Source organism: Brevundimonas sp. GW821-FHT09G01 (genome assembly GCF_059416065.1).
In genome coordinates this window covers 180,988-196,388 of the sequence record NZ_JBWKOL010000004.1, presented here as the reverse complement: position 1 = coordinate 196,388, position 15,401 = coordinate 180,988, and the positions used below count along the sequence as shown (strand labels likewise).

At 69.0% G+C, this 15,401-nt stretch carries 18 protein-coding genes; 13 read left to right on the top strand and 5 right to left on the bottom strand.

Features of this window, described 5'->3' with window-relative positions; genetic code table 11:
* Positions 1-89: 89 nt before the first annotated feature.
* The 5 genes from AC07NB_RS10165 to AC07NB_RS10145 all read left to right on the top strand — a co-directional run bounded on the left by AC07NB_RS10165 (position 90) and on the right by AC07NB_RS10145 (position 7,439).
* A complete protein-coding gene (locus AC07NB_RS10165) occupies positions 90-3,173 on the top strand; it encodes a DUF3857 domain-containing protein (RefSeq protein ID WP_494570764.1) in 3,084 nt (1,027 codons plus the stop codon).
* A gap of 58 nt (positions 3,174-3,231) precedes the next feature.
* Complete coding sequence (gene fliI, locus AC07NB_RS10160; RefSeq protein WP_291832623.1) at positions 3,232-4,578, top strand: flagellar protein export ATPase FliI; 1,347 nt, start codon at positions 3,232-3,234, stop codon at positions 4,576-4,578.
* 13 nt (positions 4,579-4,591) lie between these two features.
* Positions 4,592-5,002, top strand: coding sequence for a flagellar export protein FliJ (locus AC07NB_RS10155; RefSeq protein ID WP_492312431.1), 411 nt, complete (start codon positions 4,592-4,594; stop codon positions 5,000-5,002).
* Between the two features lie 105 nt (positions 5,003-5,107).
* Complete coding sequence (locus tag AC07NB_RS10150; RefSeq protein WP_494570763.1) at positions 5,108-6,313, top strand: alpha/beta hydrolase family protein; 1,206 nt, start codon at positions 5,108-5,110, stop codon at positions 6,311-6,313.
* A gap of 55 nt (positions 6,314-6,368) precedes the next feature.
* Positions 6,369-7,439, top strand: a complete 1,071-nt coding sequence (locus AC07NB_RS10145) for an endo-1,4-beta-xylanase (RefSeq protein ID WP_494570762.1) — start codon at positions 6,369-6,371, stop codon at positions 7,437-7,439.
* On the opposite strand, the gene AC07NB_RS10140 is transcribed toward AC07NB_RS10145, so the two are convergent.
* Both AC07NB_RS10140 and AC07NB_RS10135 read right to left on the bottom strand, forming a co-directional pair.
* Positions 7,436-8,341, bottom strand: coding sequence for a hypothetical protein (locus AC07NB_RS10140; RefSeq protein WP_494570761.1), 906 nt, complete (start codon positions 8,339-8,341; stop codon positions 7,436-7,438). The two genes, AC07NB_RS10145 and AC07NB_RS10140, sit on opposite strands and share 4 nt — an antisense overlap.
* A gap of 16 nt (positions 8,342-8,357) precedes the next feature.
* On the bottom strand, positions 8,358-9,113 hold the full coding sequence (locus AC07NB_RS10135; RefSeq protein ID WP_494570760.1) for a competence/damage-inducible protein A: 756 nt from the start codon (positions 9,111-9,113) through the stop codon (positions 8,358-8,360).
* Positions 9,114-9,136: 23 nt separating this feature from the next.
* Here AC07NB_RS10135 and AC07NB_RS10130 point away from each other — a divergent pair, with 23 nt between their 5' ends.
* Positions 9,137-9,910 carry a DNA/RNA nuclease SfsA gene (locus tag AC07NB_RS10130; RefSeq protein WP_494570759.1) on the top strand — a complete coding sequence of 258 codons (774 nt, stop codon included), beginning with the start codon at positions 9,137-9,139 and terminating at the stop codon, positions 9,908-9,910.
* A gap of 42 nt (positions 9,911-9,952) precedes the next feature.
* The gene (gene map / locus AC07NB_RS10125; protein WP_291832641.1) at positions 9,953-10,777 is read left to right on the top strand and encodes a type I methionyl aminopeptidase; all 825 of its coding nucleotides are present in this window, start codon (positions 9,953-9,955) and stop codon (positions 10,775-10,777) included.
* 57 nt (positions 10,778-10,834) lie between these two features.
* Here the strand turns inward: map and AC07NB_RS10120 are convergent, their stop codons facing one another.
* Entirely contained in the window at positions 10,835-11,119 is a 285-nt protein-coding gene (locus tag AC07NB_RS10120; RefSeq protein WP_291832644.1) for a hypothetical protein, read from the bottom strand.
* Between the two features lie 190 nt (positions 11,120-11,309).
* Here AC07NB_RS10120 and radC point away from each other — a divergent pair, with 190 nt between their 5' ends.
* The 6 genes from radC (at position 11,310) to AC07NB_RS10090 (ending at position 14,754) form a co-directional block, all read left to right on the top strand.
* Positions 11,310-12,035: a RadC family protein gene (gene radC / locus AC07NB_RS10115; protein ID WP_291832647.1), complete on the top strand. Its 726-nt coding sequence runs from the start codon at positions 11,310-11,312 to the stop codon at positions 12,033-12,035.
* A gap of 28 nt (positions 12,036-12,063) precedes the next feature.
* Positions 12,064-12,582 carry a GNAT family N-acetyltransferase gene (locus AC07NB_RS10110; protein ID WP_494570758.1) on the top strand — a complete coding sequence of 173 codons (519 nt, stop codon included), beginning with the start codon at positions 12,064-12,066 and terminating at the stop codon, positions 12,580-12,582.
* Positions 12,583-12,652: 70 nt separating this feature from the next.
* Entirely contained in the window at positions 12,653-12,892 is a 240-nt protein-coding gene (locus AC07NB_RS10105; protein ID WP_291832654.1) for a BolA family protein, read from the top strand.
* A 4-nt stretch (positions 12,893-12,896) separates the two neighbouring features.
* A complete protein-coding gene (locus AC07NB_RS10100) occupies positions 12,897-13,823 on the top strand; it encodes an aldo/keto reductase (protein WP_291832658.1) in 927 nt (308 codons plus the stop codon).
* Between the two features lie 149 nt (positions 13,824-13,972).
* Complete coding sequence (gene grxD, locus AC07NB_RS10095; RefSeq protein WP_494570757.1) at positions 13,973-14,326, top strand: Grx4 family monothiol glutaredoxin; 354 nt, start codon at positions 13,973-13,975, stop codon at positions 14,324-14,326.
* Positions 14,326-14,754: an acyl-CoA thioesterase gene (locus tag AC07NB_RS10090; protein ID WP_291832664.1), complete on the top strand. Its 429-nt coding sequence runs from the start codon at positions 14,326-14,328 to the stop codon at positions 14,752-14,754. The genes grxD and AC07NB_RS10090 overlap by 1 nt, the downstream gene beginning before the upstream one ends.
* 46 nt (positions 14,755-14,800) lie before the next feature.
* Here the strand turns inward: AC07NB_RS10090 and AC07NB_RS10085 are convergent, their stop codons facing one another.
* Together AC07NB_RS10085 and AC07NB_RS10080 are read right to left on the bottom strand one after the other, a co-directional pair.
* Entirely contained in the window at positions 14,801-15,187 is a 387-nt protein-coding gene (locus AC07NB_RS10085) for a hypothetical protein (protein WP_291832667.1), read from the bottom strand.
* Positions 15,184-15,312: a hypothetical protein gene (locus AC07NB_RS10080; RefSeq protein WP_291832670.1), complete on the bottom strand. Its 129-nt coding sequence runs from the start codon at positions 15,310-15,312 to the stop codon at positions 15,184-15,186. Before AC07NB_RS10080 ends, AC07NB_RS10085 begins: the two co-directional genes overlap by 4 nt.
* Between the last annotated feature and the right edge of the window lie 89 nt (positions 15,313-15,401).

The following is a 15,401-nucleotide window of genomic DNA, read 5'->3' as shown; positions in this document are numbered from 1 at the left end:
GGGCCTCACGCGCCTCCGGCGTTTCACCCGCTTGCCCTCTCGCGCTCACGCTGTATCAGCGATGGAGACCTTGGGTGGGGGAACTCCGGATGCCGACTTCATTGCGGGCCGTCTGCACAGCCGTGATCGGCCTTGCGTTGACGCTGGCGACGTTCGCCGCTCCGGCGGAGGCCGGCGACCGGGTTCTGAAGGGCCCGACGCCCGCCTGGGTCCTGCCGTCCGACGAAACCGCCGCGCCCGCCCGCGCCGCCACGGGCGAAGGCCTCCGCTTCCTGCTGCTCGACAGCCAGCTCCGGGCCGAGGACGATCAGCAATTCGTCTACGTCCGGACCCGCAGCACGGCCGCCTCGCCCCAGGGCGTGATCGCGCTGGGCAACATCGCCCTGACTTGGAGCCCGGAGAGCCAGGACATCACGATCCACCACGTGACCATCCTGCGCGACGGCCAGTCCATCGACGTGCTGGCGTCGCAGGATTTCGAGACGCTCCGCCGTGAGGAGAACCTGCAGCTGGCCATGCTCGACGGCCAGCTGACGGCGGTGCTCCAGCCGGCGAGCCTGCGCGTTGGCGATGTGCTGGACGTCGCCTACACCATCACCTCGCGCGACTCCGTCCCGGGCGAGAAACTGGCCCAGGCCATCGACCTGAACATGCCCCTGGTGGTCGAGCGGCAGCGGGTGAGGGCGTCCTGGCCCAACGCCATGCCCGTCACCGTCCGCGCCACCGACAACTGGATCCCTGTGCCCGTCCGCCGCAACGGCGCCTATTCAAGCATCGATGTCGTGCGGGAGAACGCCCAGCCCATCCTGATCCCCGACGACGTTCCCGTTCGGTTTCGGGCCATCAACCTGATCGAGCTGAGCGCCTACCGCGACTGGGCCGAGGTCGCCGCCACGCTCACGCCCCTCTACGACCGCGCGCGCCGTCTGGCGCCGGACTCTCCGCTGCACGCCGAGATCGCTCGCATTCGGGCGCTGTCCGACGACCCCGCCGTTCAGGCCGCCGCCGCCCTGCGGCTGGTCCAGGACGAGATCCGCTATGTCGCCCTGCTGATGGGCGAAGGCGCCATGACCCCCGCCGACGCCGACGAAACCTGGAACCGGCGTTTCGGCGACTGCAAGGGCAAGACGGCCCTGCTGCTCGCCCTGTTGGACGGCCTTGGCATCTCCGCCGAACCCGCGGTCGTCAGCCTCGCGCAGGGCGACCTGGTCGGCCAGCGCCTGCCGACCCTCGAAGGCTTCGATCACGTCCTGGTGCGGGCGGTGGTGGCGGACAAGACCTACTGGCTCGACGGCACCCGGATGGGCGACCGCCGGCTGGAGGACATCATCGTTCCCCCGCTACACTGGGCCCTGCCGCTCGTCGCGGCGAACGGTCAGCTGGAACGGCTCGAAACCGCGCCGCTCTCCGTCCCCCAGTCGGAAACCATCATCGCGTTCGACGCGACGGCCGGGCAGCACGCCCCCGCTCCGGTTACCGGCGCCCTGATCATGCGCGGCGACGGGGCGGCGGCCCTCGCCGGCCAGATCGGCCTCATCACCCCGCAGCAAAGGGACCAGGGCCTGAGGGGCATCTGGACCGGCCTCCTGCAAGACGTGGTGATCGACGAGATCGGTTCCAGCTATGACCGCGAAGCGAATGTCCTGACCCTGACGGTCAAGGGCTCCATGCCGCTGGACTGGAGCAACGGCGGCCTGATCCCGCCCGGCTCGACCTACCAGTCGCTCTCCGCCATCGAACGCACCGAGGGTCCGTTCCGCCACACGCCCTATGCGGTGAACCATCCGGTTTTCGACCGGCAGCTGGTGACCGTGCGCCTCCCGGACGGCGGCGCGGGCTTCCGGACCGCCGGAGGCCAGTTCGACCGCACCGAGCTGGGCCATCACATGAGCCGCACCGTCCGGCTTGAGGGCGACACCGCGACGATCGAAGTTCTGGTGCAGAGCCTGACCTCCGAGGTCACGGCCGTCGAGGCCGACGCGGGCCGCATCGCCGCCGACAACCGCCGGGCGGACTACCCGCGCATCATCGCCCCGACCGGTTACCGTCTGACCGAGGCCGATCAGACCGCGCTGGCCGCCGACAGGCCGACGACGGAGGGCGCCTGGCTTGACCGGGCGGTCGCCCTGTCGCGGGCCGGCGACCCGCGCGGCGCGGCCGATGCGGCGACCCAGGCCATCGCGCTGGCTCCGGACAGCAGCCGGGCATGGGCCAATCGCGGCGTCTACCGCTTCTGGGCCGGTGACCGCGCGGGCGCCGCCTCCGACCTGGAGAAGGCCGTCGATCTGGATCCGTCCGAACGGATCGCGATGAACGGCAATGCGCTGATCGCCCGGGCGGAGGGACGCTACCAGGATGTGGTGATCGAAATGACCCGCGCCCTGCGCCAGGCGCCGACCGACGAGTTCGCCCTCGGCATGCGGGCGAACGCCTATCTGGCGCAGAAGCAGTTTGACCGTGCGCTGCGGGACATCGACGCCCTGCTGGCGGCCGATCCGTCGCGCATCGACACCAAGATGCTCCGGATCGCGGCCTTCCAGCTCGCCGATCGTCAGGACGATCTCGAGGCCGCGACGACCGAGATCCTCCTTCAACATCCCGACGATCCGCGGGTGGTTCTGCCGGTGGCCCGCTACCGACTGACCCGCGGCAGAGCGCAGGAAGCCTATGACCTGATCAACGGACTGATCGTTGATGGCGAGACTCCGCCGCCCGACCTGCTGATCGCGCGCGCCGGTGCGGCGCTGACGCTCGGGCGTCCAGATGAGGCCGCGGCGGACTTCCAGACCGTCCGAAGCGCCCACTCAGATGACGCCGGCATGCTCAACAACCTGTGCTGGAGCGCCGCCCTCGTCGGCGCCCTGCTGGATCAGGCCCTGCAGGACTGCGATGCGGCCCTCGCGCTCGCTCCCGGCTCGGCCGCCATTCTCGACAGCAAGGCCCGGGTTCTTCTGCAGCAAGGGAACACCGCCGCGGCGCTCGAAATCTACGACGCCGCCCTGGCCGAAAACCCGGAACTGCCGGCCTCCCTCTACGGCCGCGGCCTGGCCCGCATCGCCCTTGGGCGGACCGAGGAGGGCGAAGCGGACAAGGCGGCCGCTCTCGCCCTTTACGCCGGCGCCGCCGACGACTTTAAGAGCTATGCACCGTTGGTGGAGGCGGCTCGCCCCTGATCTTCACCTCCGGTTAACCACGATCCCGCATCCGTGGAGGCCTGTTCAGGGGTCCCGTTTGCGCAATCTCGCCGCCGCCGTCGAAGCGATCGATCCGCTGGTCGTGACCGGCAAGGTCGCGGGCGTCAGCGGGCTGCTGATCGAGTCCAAGGGCGGGCTCAGCCGCCTGGCCGTCGGCGCACGGGCCGAGATCGAGCGCGGACGGGGCCTCAGCGCCCTGCCCGCCGAAGTCGTCGGCTTCCGCGACGCCAAGGCCCTGCTGATGCCGTTCGGCCCGGTCGAGGGCGTGGCCCCCGGCGCCGACATCCGCATCATCGACACCGCCGCCAGCGTCCGCCCGACCACCGCCTGGCTGGGCCGTATCATCGACGCCTTCGGCAATCCCATCGACGGCAAGGGTCCGCTGCCCCAGGGGCCGGCCAGCTATCCCCTGCGCGCCCCCCCGCCCCCCGCCCACTCGCGTGGCCGCGTCGGCGAGCGTCTCGACCTCGGCGTGCGGGCCATGGACGTCTTCACCACCACCTGCCGGGGCCAGCGCCTCGGCATCTTCGCCGGCTCCGGCGTCGGCAAGTCGGTGCTGCTGTCCATGCTGGCCAAGCAGGCCACCTGCGATGTCGTCGTCGTCGGCCTGATCGGCGAACGGGGCCGGGAGGTCCGCGAGTTCATTGAGGAGACCCTGGGCGAGGAAGGCCTGAAGCGCGCCATCGTCGTGGTCGCCACCTCCGACGAACCCGCCCTGAAGCGCCGCCAGTCGGCCTATATGACCCTGGCGATCAGCGAGTACCTGCGCGATCAGGACCTCGAGGTCCTGTGCCTGATGGACTCCGTCACCCGCTTCGCCATGGCGCAGCGCGAGATCGGCCTGGCCGCGGGCGAGCCGCCGACGACCAAGGGCTATACGCCCACCGTCTTCACCGAACTGCCCAAGCTGCTGGAGCGCGCGGGCCCGGGTCCGGTCCGGCCCGACGGCACCACCGCCGGTCCGATCACCGCCCTGTTCACCGTGCTGGTGGACGGCGGCGACCATGACGAACCCATCGCGGACGCCGTGCGCGGTATCCTGGACGGCCACATCGTCATGGACCGCAAGATCGCCGAGCGCGGCCGCTTCCCGGCCATCGACGTCCTGAAGTCCGTCAGCCGGACCCTGCCGGGCTGCCAGACGCCGCCCGAGCGCGAGCTGAACAAGCGCGCCCGCCAATGCCTGTCGGCCTATGCGAACATGGAGGAGCTGATCAAGATCGGCGCCTATCGCACCGGCGCCGACCCCATCGTCGATCGCGCCATCGCGCTGAACCCCGCGCTGGAAGCTTTCCTGGGTCAGGACAAGGACGACCACACCGGTCTTTCCGATTCCTTTACCCGGCTGGAAGCAATTCTGAACCAAGGCATGATCAGCCAGTGACCGGAGTAGACCAATGACCGCCTGGGCCCAATCGCTGATCCGGATCTCCAACTACGAGGTCGAGACGCTGCAGAAGCGTCTGGCCGAGATCACCGCGCGCCGCGCCTCCGCTGAAATGCGTCTGGCCGTGCTCGACGCCGAGGTCGAGGTCGAGCAGGAACGCGCCCGTCAGGACGCCGACGCCGCCATGCTGCTTCAGGCCTATCTCAACGGCTGGAAGATGCGGAAATCCGCCGCCCAGAACGACGTGGCCGAGATCGACGCCGAGGAGGTGGGCGCCCGTGACGCCCTGACCGGCGCTTTCGAAGAACTGAAGAAGTTCGAGCACGTCGCCGAGACGACCCGCCTCGCCGCCATGATCGCCGCCGGCAAGCGCGAGACGGCGGCCTTCGACGAAATGGGCCTGCGCCGCCGCGCGAGCTGATCGCGCCGCCCCGGCCAACATCCGCCACAGTCCCCCGAAATCTGTCCTTGAGCTTGGCCGTTCGCGCGGCCCTGCGCCGCGTTTCGCATATGTGGGAGTTCGGTGATGCGTCTTCGTGTTCTGGCGTCCGGCCTCATCGCCCTGGGCCTGCTCGCCGGCTGCGTCGGCGCTCCGAGCGAGCCGCTGCTGCGCCCACCCCCCGCGGCGGGGGCGCCGCTTCCCGGCTGGGTGATCCGCCTCGACCCGATCGAGACACGGGATCGCGCCGCTCTCCAGCGGACCGCAGACGACCTGCCGGGCGCGATCCGGGTCCGCAACGACGTCGACCTGTATCGGGTGGTCTATTGGACCCAGGTCAAGGGACGGCCTGTCCCGGTCTCTGGCCTTGTCGCCGTTCCGCATGGCGTCGCGCCCAAGGGAGTGGTCGTCTACCTGCACGGCACCACGACGACGCGCGCCGTCTCGCCCTCCCTGCCCGGCCGGGCCGACGGCGACCAGGAGGCGGCGGTCTTCGCCGGCTCTGGCTACATCACCCTGCTGCCGGATTACGTCGGCCTGGGCGAGTCCGACCTGCCGCAGGCCTATCTGGTGGCGCAGCCCCAGGTCGATGCGGCCGCCGACATGCTGAAGGCGATCCGAGGGGTGGGCGGCGTCCCCGGCCTTCCCGAGCGCCTGCCGCTGTTTCTCATGGGCTTCTCGCAGGGCGGCCAGAGCGCCGCGGCCCTGCACCGCGCGCTCGAGCGACGCCCCGCCGGCGGCTACGATCTGGCCGCCACCGTGGCCATCGCGGGACCGCATGACCTGCTCGGCGCGGTCGTCGGAAAGCTGGACGGGCCCGACGCCGAGAGCCCGCGCAACGTGGCCTATCTGGCTTTCGCCGCCACGGCTTACGCGGACTACTACGGCCACCCCCTGGACACGCTCCTGACGCCGGAACTGGCGCGGATCGTCCCCGGTCTGTTCGACGGAAGCCATTCGCCCGAGGACATCGTCGGCCAGCTGCCCTCCGACACGCGCCGGCTGTTCCGGCCCGAAGCCCTGGCGGCGCTCAAGGCCGGAAACGGCTGGTTCGCCCGGGCCCTGCGCGACAACGAAACCGCCGCCTGGACGCCCCGCGCCCCGCTCCGGATCGTGATCGGCGCGGCGGACGAGGACGTGCCCCCCGCCTCATCCCGAGCGCTCCTCGACCACGCCCGGCGGCGCGGGACCGTCACGGCGCAAACGGTCCCGGGCGCCGACCACATGGGCGCGGCGGCGCAGAGCTACGCGCCGACCCTGACATGGTTCGAGAGCCTGTCCGGCGGCTCCTGAGGATCAGGACCGCGTCTTCACCAAATGGGTACGACCGGCGCCCTAGGTTGCGTCCATGATCTCGCGCCGGACATGCCTGACCGCTCCCCTGGCTCTGGTCGCCTGCGACCGGCTGGCCTCGGCCCAGCCCGCGCCCGGCCCCATCGCCGCGCCGCTGAAGACCATCGTCCCCGCGCCCTTCGGCGCCACCGGCATGACCTGGCAGCTGGACCAGCCCGACTGGATCGCCGCCGTCCGTCGCCATTGCTCGCAGCTCACCCCGGAGTGGGAGCAGAAGATGGAGCGAACGCTGGGCGGCGGCTTCACCTACGACTTCGAACCATCCGACCGCGTCGTCGCCTTCGCCCGCGACAACGGCCTGCGCGTCCACGGTCATACGGTGATCTGGTATTCGCAGGGCGGGGAAGTCTTCAACGACGCCACGGTCCCGCGCGCCCGTTTCGCCGCCGAGTACGACCGCTACATCTCCACCTTCGTCGGTCGCTATCGCGGCCAGATGGCCGGCTGGGACGTGGTCAACGAGCCGGTGGCCGAGGACGGAAACGGGCTGCGCGAGTGTCACTGGAGCCGCGCGTTGGGCATGGACGGCTATATGGTCCGCGCCTTCGAACAGGCCAAGGCGGCCGATCCTGACGCGATCCTTTTCCTGAACGAATACAATCTCGAGAACATCCCGGCGAAAGGCGCGACCTTCCTCAAGCTGGTCGAGCGCCTGCTGAAGCTGGGCGCGCCCATCGGCGGCATAGGGACCCAGTCGCACCTCGATATCGAGATTCCGGCCGGACAGATCACCAGCTTCATGCGCGACGCCGCCTCGCTGGGCCTGCCGATCCATGTGTCGGAGTTGGACTTCCCGATGCAGCGCGACGGCCGCAGGCCCGACCTGCGCTCCATGACCGAAAAGCGAGCCCAGCAGGTCGCCCGCGTCGGCGAACTGGCCGAGGCCTTCGCCCTCCTGCCTGAGCGCCAGCGCTACGCCTTCACCACCTGGGGCCTGCGCGACATCGACAGCTGGCTGGTCCGTGAAGGCCGCAGCAAGGACAGCCCGCTGCTTCTGGACGCGGAGGGTCGGGGCAATCCGGCCTATCAGGCGGTCATGGGTGCTTTCGGGCGGGCCGGCGCCTAGAAGGCGATCCCGGGCCTCAGAACCACCTGGAATATCGCCAGGACCGCCAGGCAGGCGATCAGGGGCCAACGCCAGGCGACCGCACCACCCCGCGCTCGGACGTCCGAGACCGTCCAGGCCGCCCCCGCCAGCCACGCCAGCCCCAGCACCGTGATGACCACCGGAACCAGCACGACCTGGTCCAGACCGCCGGGAACCCGATAGGCGAAGATCAGGGGCAGGCCCGCCAGTCCCGGCAGGACCGCCGCTTGCAGCATGAAAAGAGTCCGGCTTCCCCGTCCGGCTACAGCCGCCGGATGAGAGGCAACCTCCAGCATCGGCCGCGCCAGCGCCACGCCGAACACGGCCATTCCGGCCAGCGCCGCCGCCGTCGCCGCCCAATAGACCGGCGTCGTGAAGCCCAGGTAGGTCATCGCACGGCCGACGTCGTTTGGCGGCAGCATGGTCCCGACAACGACCTGCGGCAGGGCCATGAACACCCCGTGAAAGGCCAGCCAGACCAGGAACAGCCGCGCCGTCGTCGAAGCCGGCGGGCGCAGCCGCAGCGCCGCGAAGGCCGCCAGACCGACGATCAGGGTCGCCAGCGCCCCGGTCCCCTGGAACAGCTCGGCCAGCGGATTGTCGCCGGTCCAGTCGTGGTTGTTGTGGAACAGCACCGGCTCGAGCCCCGGCGTCAGGGCCTTGGGCAGGACCAGGAAGACCTCCTGCACGAAGAAGATCAGGTTGAAGGCCAGCACGTGCAGCAGGGTGGAGACGCCGGTCAGCCGCCAGTCCCAGGCCAGGGACGGACCGGACATCGCGCGGTCGCCCCGCCGAACCAGACCCGCGAGTCCCAGGATCAGCGGGCCGCCGAAGGCGACCAGGGTCGAAAGGATCAGAATCGTACCGGCGTCGGGCCGCATGGGCGCTCCTGTTATCTCAGACCTGTTTCGCCACGACGCCCGCTCCGGACAAATCGGCCAGCAGCGCCTCGACCGCCGCCTCCACCTTCGCCTCGTCGCGCCCACGCAAGACTAGGTTCGTCCCGACTTCTCCCGCCGAGCCGTGGCCGAAGGGATAGCTGCCGAAGCTGACCTCGCGCTCGGCCTTCGCCGCCGCCGTCAGAATGTCGGCGATCGCCCCCTCGCCCACCCCGCTGACCCGCACCGTGCGCGACAGCACCACCGCCCCGGTCCGCAGGCGCGGTGCCACGTCTTCCAGCATGGCCGTCATGATCTTGGGCACGCCGGCCATCACGAAGACATTGCCGATCTGGAACCCCGGCGCGTCCGTCACAGGATTGGCGATCAGCGTCCCGCCCTCCGGGATCCGCGCCATCCGCCGCCGCGCCGCGTTGAACTCGCCCGGTCCGTAGCGCTTCTCCAGGATCGCCACCGCGTCCGGATGCTCCGGCAGGGCTGCGCCGAACGCCTTCGCCACCGCATCGGCGGTGATGTCGTCATGCGTCGGCCCGATGCCGCCGGTGGTGAAGACGTAGTCATGGCTGTCGCGCAGGGCGTTCAGATTCCCGACGATCTGCTCCGTCCGGTCGCCGACCGTCCGCGCCTCGATCAGGTCGATCCCCAGCGCCGTCAGGAACCGCGCGATGGTGTTCAGATTGGTGTCCTGCGTTCGCCCGGACAGGACTTCGTCGCCGATGATCAGAACGGCGGCGGTGGGGGATGCGTCGGTCATGACGACAAGCTAGAGGCAAAGCCATGCGCTTCAAGTCGCCTCTCGAACGCGGAACCCTGATCCGCCGCTACAAGCGCTTCCTGGCGGACATCGCGCTGGCGGACGGGGCGGAGACCACCATCCACGTCCCCAACCCCGGGGCCATGCTGGGCCTGACCGAGCCGGGTCTGCCGGTGTGGATGTCCCGCTCGCCGGATCCGAAGCGGAAACTGCCCCTGACGCTGGAAATGGTCGACCTGCTCGGCGCGGGCCTCGTCGGCGTCAACACCATGAACCCGAACCGCATCGGCGAGGCGGCCATCGCAGACGGCCTGATTCCCGAACTGGCCGGCTATCCGATCCTCCGGCGCGAGGTCCGCTACGACGAGAACAGCCGCATCGACATCCTGCTCCAGTCTTCTCCCTCCCCTTCTGGGGAGGGTGGCGACGGCGCAGCCGGCGACGGGTGGGGCGGGCTCCCGCCGGACCGCCCGTCCGCCTGGGTCGAGATCAAGAACGTCCACTTCAGCCGCACCGCCGGTCTGGCCGAATTTCCCGACTGCAGGACAGAGCGCGCCGGCAAACACCTGAAGGCCTTGGAGCGGGTGGTCGATGCGGGCGGCCGGGCGGTCATGCTGTTCATCGTCCAGCGCATGGACTGCACGGCCTTCACCACCGCCGACGACATCGACAAGGCCTACGGTCCCGCCCTGCGGCAGGCCGCCTCCCATGGGGTTGAGGTTTTATGCTACAGTTGCCACCTGACGCCTGAAGCGATCCGACTGGATCGCGCCCTGCCATGGCGGCCCAACTCCTGACGAAGAGGTCGGGGATACAGGGGCCGCACCGAAAGACGACGCATGTACGAGACCCCCGAACTGGACGCCGACACCTTCGTCCGCACCCATGAGATCCGCGTCCACCAGGACGAGGAAGCCTGGGAGGGCATGCGCGCCGCTGGCAATCTGGTCGCCCGCGCCCTGGACATGATCACCCCGCACGTCGTGCCGGGCGTCACCACGGGCGAGATCGACGACCTGATCCGCGAGTTCACCCTCGACAACGGCGGCCTGCCCGCCTGCCTCGGCTACAAGGGTTACGAAAAGACCGTCTGCACCTCGATCAACCACGTCGTCTGCCACGGCATTCCGGGCGACAAGGTCCTGAAGGACGGCGACATCGTCAACATCGACCACACCGTCATCGTCGACGGCTGGCATGGCGACTCCAGCCGCATGTTCGCGGTCGGGACGATCAATGCCCGCGCCAGGAAGCTCATCGACGTCACCTATGATTCGCTGGAAGCCGGCCTGGCGGTGATCAAGCCCGGCGCCACCTTCGGCGACATCGGCTACGCCATCCAGCAGGTGGTCGAGGCCCAGCGGATGTCCGTCGTCCGCGACTTCTGCGGCCACGGCATCGGCCGCCTGTTCCACGACAGCCCCAACGTCCTGCACTACGGCCGCCGCGGCGAAGGCGCGACCTTGAAGAAGGGCATGTTCTTCACCGTCGAGCCGATGGTGAACCTGGGCAAGCCGCACGTGAAGGTCCTGTCCGACGGCTGGACCGCCGTGACCCGCGACAAGTCCCTGTCCGCCCAGTGCGAGCACACCTGCGGCGTCACCGACGACGGCGTTGAACTGTTCAGCGCCAGCCCCGCCGGGCTGTTCCGCCCGAAGTTCTGATCGGTCAGATAGCGGATGACCCCGGACGCGATGTCCGGGGCCTCCTGTCTGATCAGCCTAGGCCTCGATGGGCCCGATCTGACCGCCCTGGCAGGTGAAGATCGGCGTCTGATCGAAATAGGCCGACGGAACCTGAACCCGGACAACGTAGACGTAGTCCAGCACCTGCCCGCAGCCCTGATCGTAGACCGTTCCGAGGTACTGCGTCTTCGCGGCGTCGGCATAGTAGTCGTACTGATAGCCGGTCATCTCCGGATTGGTGCTCTGGGCCATGCCCATCGTCCCGGCGGCGGCCAGAGCCATGGCCGAAACCATGGCGACACTCTTGAATTTACCGATCATGTGAAGTCCCCAAACAGCGCCTCTTGCGCACGAGCAACTGAGGGCGAGCTTGGCTTTGCGAGCAACTCACGGTTCTGTTATCCAGCTGATTATAGGTTGTTCTCGCTCGATCCCACCGCGACGTCCTGAAACCGCCTGAGGTTGAGCGTTCTCGCCGGTTGGTGCAGGCTAAGCGGGCACAGGACGCGCCATGCTGGATCCCCCGCCGCCCCCGAAATCGCCCCACCACGTGGGTCATCGCGAACGGCTGCGCGACCGCGCTCGCGGCGCGGGCGTCCACAACCTGCCTGACTACGAGCTGCTGGAACTGTTCCTGTTCCGCAGCCAGCCGCAGGGCGACATCAAACCCATCGCCAAGGCCCTGCTGGCGCGCTTCGGCTCATTGGCCGCAGTCCTCGCCGCCTCGATCGAGGACCTGATGACGGTCCGAGCCGAGGATTCACGTGGCCGCTCGAAAGGCGTCGGCGCCGAGACCGCCCTGGACCTCGCCGCCCTGCACGAGGTCGCCCGCCGCGTCGCGAAGGAACAGGCGGGCAAGCGCACCGTCATCTCCTCATGGACCGCGCTTCTGTCCTACGTCCGGCTGTCGCTGCAGCACGAGCCGCGCGAGCAGTTCCGCGTCCTCTATCTCGACAACCGCAACCAGCTGATCCTCGACGAGGTCCAGAACCGCGGCACCGTCGATCATGCCCCCGTCTACCCCCGCGAGGTCGTGCGCCGGGCGCTGGAGCTGTCGGCCAAGTCGATGATCATCGTCCACAACCATCCGTCCGGCGACCCGACCCCGTCCCGCGCCGACATCGACATGACGCGTCAGGTGGTCGAAGCCGCCCGGGCGCTCGACATCTCGGTCCACGACCATCTCGTCGTCGGTCGCGACGGCGTGGCCAGTTTCAAGCAGCTGGGATTGATGTGAGGAGGCAAATGCTGGACCTGTTCGGCACATGACCACCACCCTGATCACCAACCGCCTGACCCTGACCCCGGTGCAGGCTTCCGATTTCCCGGACCTTGTGAAGCTGTGGGGCGATCCGGCCTTCGCCACCGCCATCTTCCCCGCCGCCCTGTCATCCGAAGAGGTCTGGTTCCGCCTGTTGCGCGACATCGGCCACTGGGAGGCGCTGAACTACGGCAACTGGTCGATCCGCGAGACCGCCACTGGCGAATATCTCGGCGGTGTCGGCGCCTTCGACTACCGCCGCCTGATGGACCCGCCCTTCGACGCCCCCGAACTGGGCTGGGGGATCGCACCCCGCTTCCACGGCAGGGGGATCGCCTTCGAAGCCCTGTCGGCCGCCCTGGCCTGGTGCGACGACGCCCTGAACGCCCCGCGCACCGTCTGCATGATCGCCCCGGACAACGCCTCGTCGCTCAAGCTCGCCGCGCGCGCCGGCTACACGCCCTACGCCGAGACCGCCTACAAGGGCGCGCCGGTGATCCTGCTGGAGCGTCACGCGGCCTGAAACGTCGGCGCGTAGCCGGACATTAAGGATTACCGGCGACATTCACCACGAACCCGGAGTGCGTCCGCCCATGCCCATGTCCGTCGAAGATCTTCGCGGCCATCTGACCGAAGCCTTTCCCGACGCCGAGATCGCCATCGACGATCTGGCGGGCGACGGCGATCACTATCGCGCGCGGATCGTCTCTTCGGCCTTCGCCGGCATGCCGCGCGTACGGCAGCACCAGCTCGTCTACGCCGCCCTGAAGGGCAAGATGGGCGGCGAACTGCATGCCCTGGCCCTCGAAACCTCGGTCCCGACGGAGGGCTGACCCCATGCGCTATCGTCCCTTCGGCAACCTCGGCCAGGCCGTCTCGGTGGTCACCCTCAGCCTCGGGCCCCGCGACATCGCCGACGGCCCCCAGGCCGGACGCGAACTGATCTATTCGGCTCTTGAAGCCGGCATCAACAGCTACCGCCTGCAGTCCGCCGACCCCGTGCTGGCCGAGGTGCTGGGCGAGGCCCTGCGCCACGTCGACCGCAAGCTGGTGCAGGTATCGCTGATGCTCGGCGCGGGCGACGGCCGCCGCGGCTCGGACCGCGACTTCTCCGCCGAGGGCATGACCAGCGCCATCGACCGCGCCCTGCACGCCTCCGGTCTGGGCTGGTTCGACCTGGCCGTGCTGGACGAACCGGACGATCACGAACTGCCCCAGTCCTCGCTGAACGCCCTGAAGGCCCTGCGCGCCACCCAGCGTGTCCGTCTGCTGGGCATCTCGGGCGAGAGCGAGGTGATGGACACCTATGTCTCGACCGGCGCCTTCGACGTGCTGTTCACCCCCTTCCATGTGAATTCGCCCTGGCAGATCCGCTCCCGTCTGCGCGACGCCCGCGAGCGCGACATGGCCATCTTCGTCTACGGCTATTTCCCCGACAGCCTCGACACCGCCAAGAAGGCCTCCGCGGTTCACGAAGAGGAGAAGAAGGGCTTCTTCGGCTTCGCCAAGTCCTCGCGACCCAAGACCGATCCGCTGGCGGGCGTCGGCACCTTCGCCTTCTTGCACCAGACCAACGGCTGGACCGCCGAAGCCATCTGCCTGGCCTACTCGCTGACCGATCCCTCGGTGGCCAGCGCCCTGATCGAGGCCTCGGACATCGAGCGGCTCAACACCCTGTCGCTGGTTCCTGACCGCGACCTGCCCCCCGGTCTGGCCGCCCAGATCGAAATGGCCCGCGTCGCCGGCGCCAACAAGGCGGCCTGACGACGCCGTCCTTCTCCACGTGAGGAGGGCTTGCACCGCAGCGTTCCGGGCCGCCGACGTTCGCGCGCCCGTTTCGGCGTAACGCCGCACGCCCTTGACCCCTGCCCTGTCCGACCCTAGCTGACGCCCTTCACCGAAAGGCCTACCCAGTGACCGATCAAGCTGTCGCAGACCCCGTCCACACCTTCATCGTCGACACGCTCGCGCAGCACGACGTCGTGCTGTTCATGAAGGGCACCCCGGATGCGCCGCGCTGTGGCTTCTCCTCGCTGGCGGTTCAGATCCTCGACCACATCGGCGCGCCGTTCGTCGGCGTCGATGTGCTGCAGGACGAGAACCTGCGCGAGGGCATCAAGGCCTTCACCGACTGGCCGACCATCCCGCAGCTCTATGTGAAGGGCGAATTCGTCGGCGGCTCGGACATCGTGCGCGAAATGTTCAACGCGGGCGAGCTTCAGGCCCTGATGGCCGAAAAGGGCGTGCCGCTGGGCCAGGAAGACTGATGGCCCGCGCCCAGCTGGAGCCGCGCGAGGACCGCGAGATCTTCGTCCTCCCGCTGGAGGTCCGTCCCGAGCACATCGACGAGAACGGCCACGTGAACAACGTGGTCTACGTCGGCTGGCTGCAGGACGCCGGCACGGCCCACTGGAACGCCAGCTTCGACGAGGACACCCGCACGAAGTGGTCGTGGGTCGGCGTCCGGCACGAGATCGACTATTTCCGCCCCCTGATGCCCGACGCGACCGGCGTCAGGGCGCGCACCTGGGTCGGTGATCCGCAGGGGCCGCGCTTCGCCCGCTACGTCCGCATCGAGGACGGCGAAGGCAGGCTGTGCGCCCAGGGCGTTTCGGAATGGGTGCTGGTGGATTCCAGGACCATGCGCCCGCACCGCATCCCGGCGGAGATGCTGCCGGCCTTCCAGAAGCGCTGAATTGAAAAGGGCCGGAGCGCTGTGCGTCTCCGGCCCTTTCGCTTTTCTACAGCTTCGTCGGATTGATCAGGCGCGCCCGGGTGCCGGGCTCGACGCCCAGCTCGGCCAGCGTCCAGCTGACGTCGACACCGTCCGGAACCAGGGCCTTGCACAGGTCCTGGGCGGTGCGGCGCAGCGCCACCTCGGTCCAGCCGTCGCCGGCCGGGGTCAGATCGACCGCGAAATGGGAGGCGTCGGTGCAGCCGTTCGACTCCACCCGCACGGTCAGGCGACCGTCGGCGATCCGCGCCGAACGGACGGCTTCCAGCGCCGGCGCGGACTGGTCGCCGCTCCAACTGACGATCACGTCCTTCTGGGCCGAGTCATCGGCATAGATGACGCAGCCCGAAAGCAGCGGCGCAGCCAGCGCCGCCGCGATCAGGGCGCGGATCACTGACCCGCTTCCGCCGGGGCCTGATGCACCACGCGGGTGGTCGGCTTGTCGGTGGCGACGATGATGCAGCCGCTCAGAACCGGAGCGGCGATGGCGAGAGCGAGAACGAGGGCGATACGGCGCATGTGGAAATCCCCTTCCAGATGATGAGAGCGCTTCTTTGTGAAGCTTGCGGACAATGTGACGTTCGTTGGGCTGAATAGCACGTGAACAA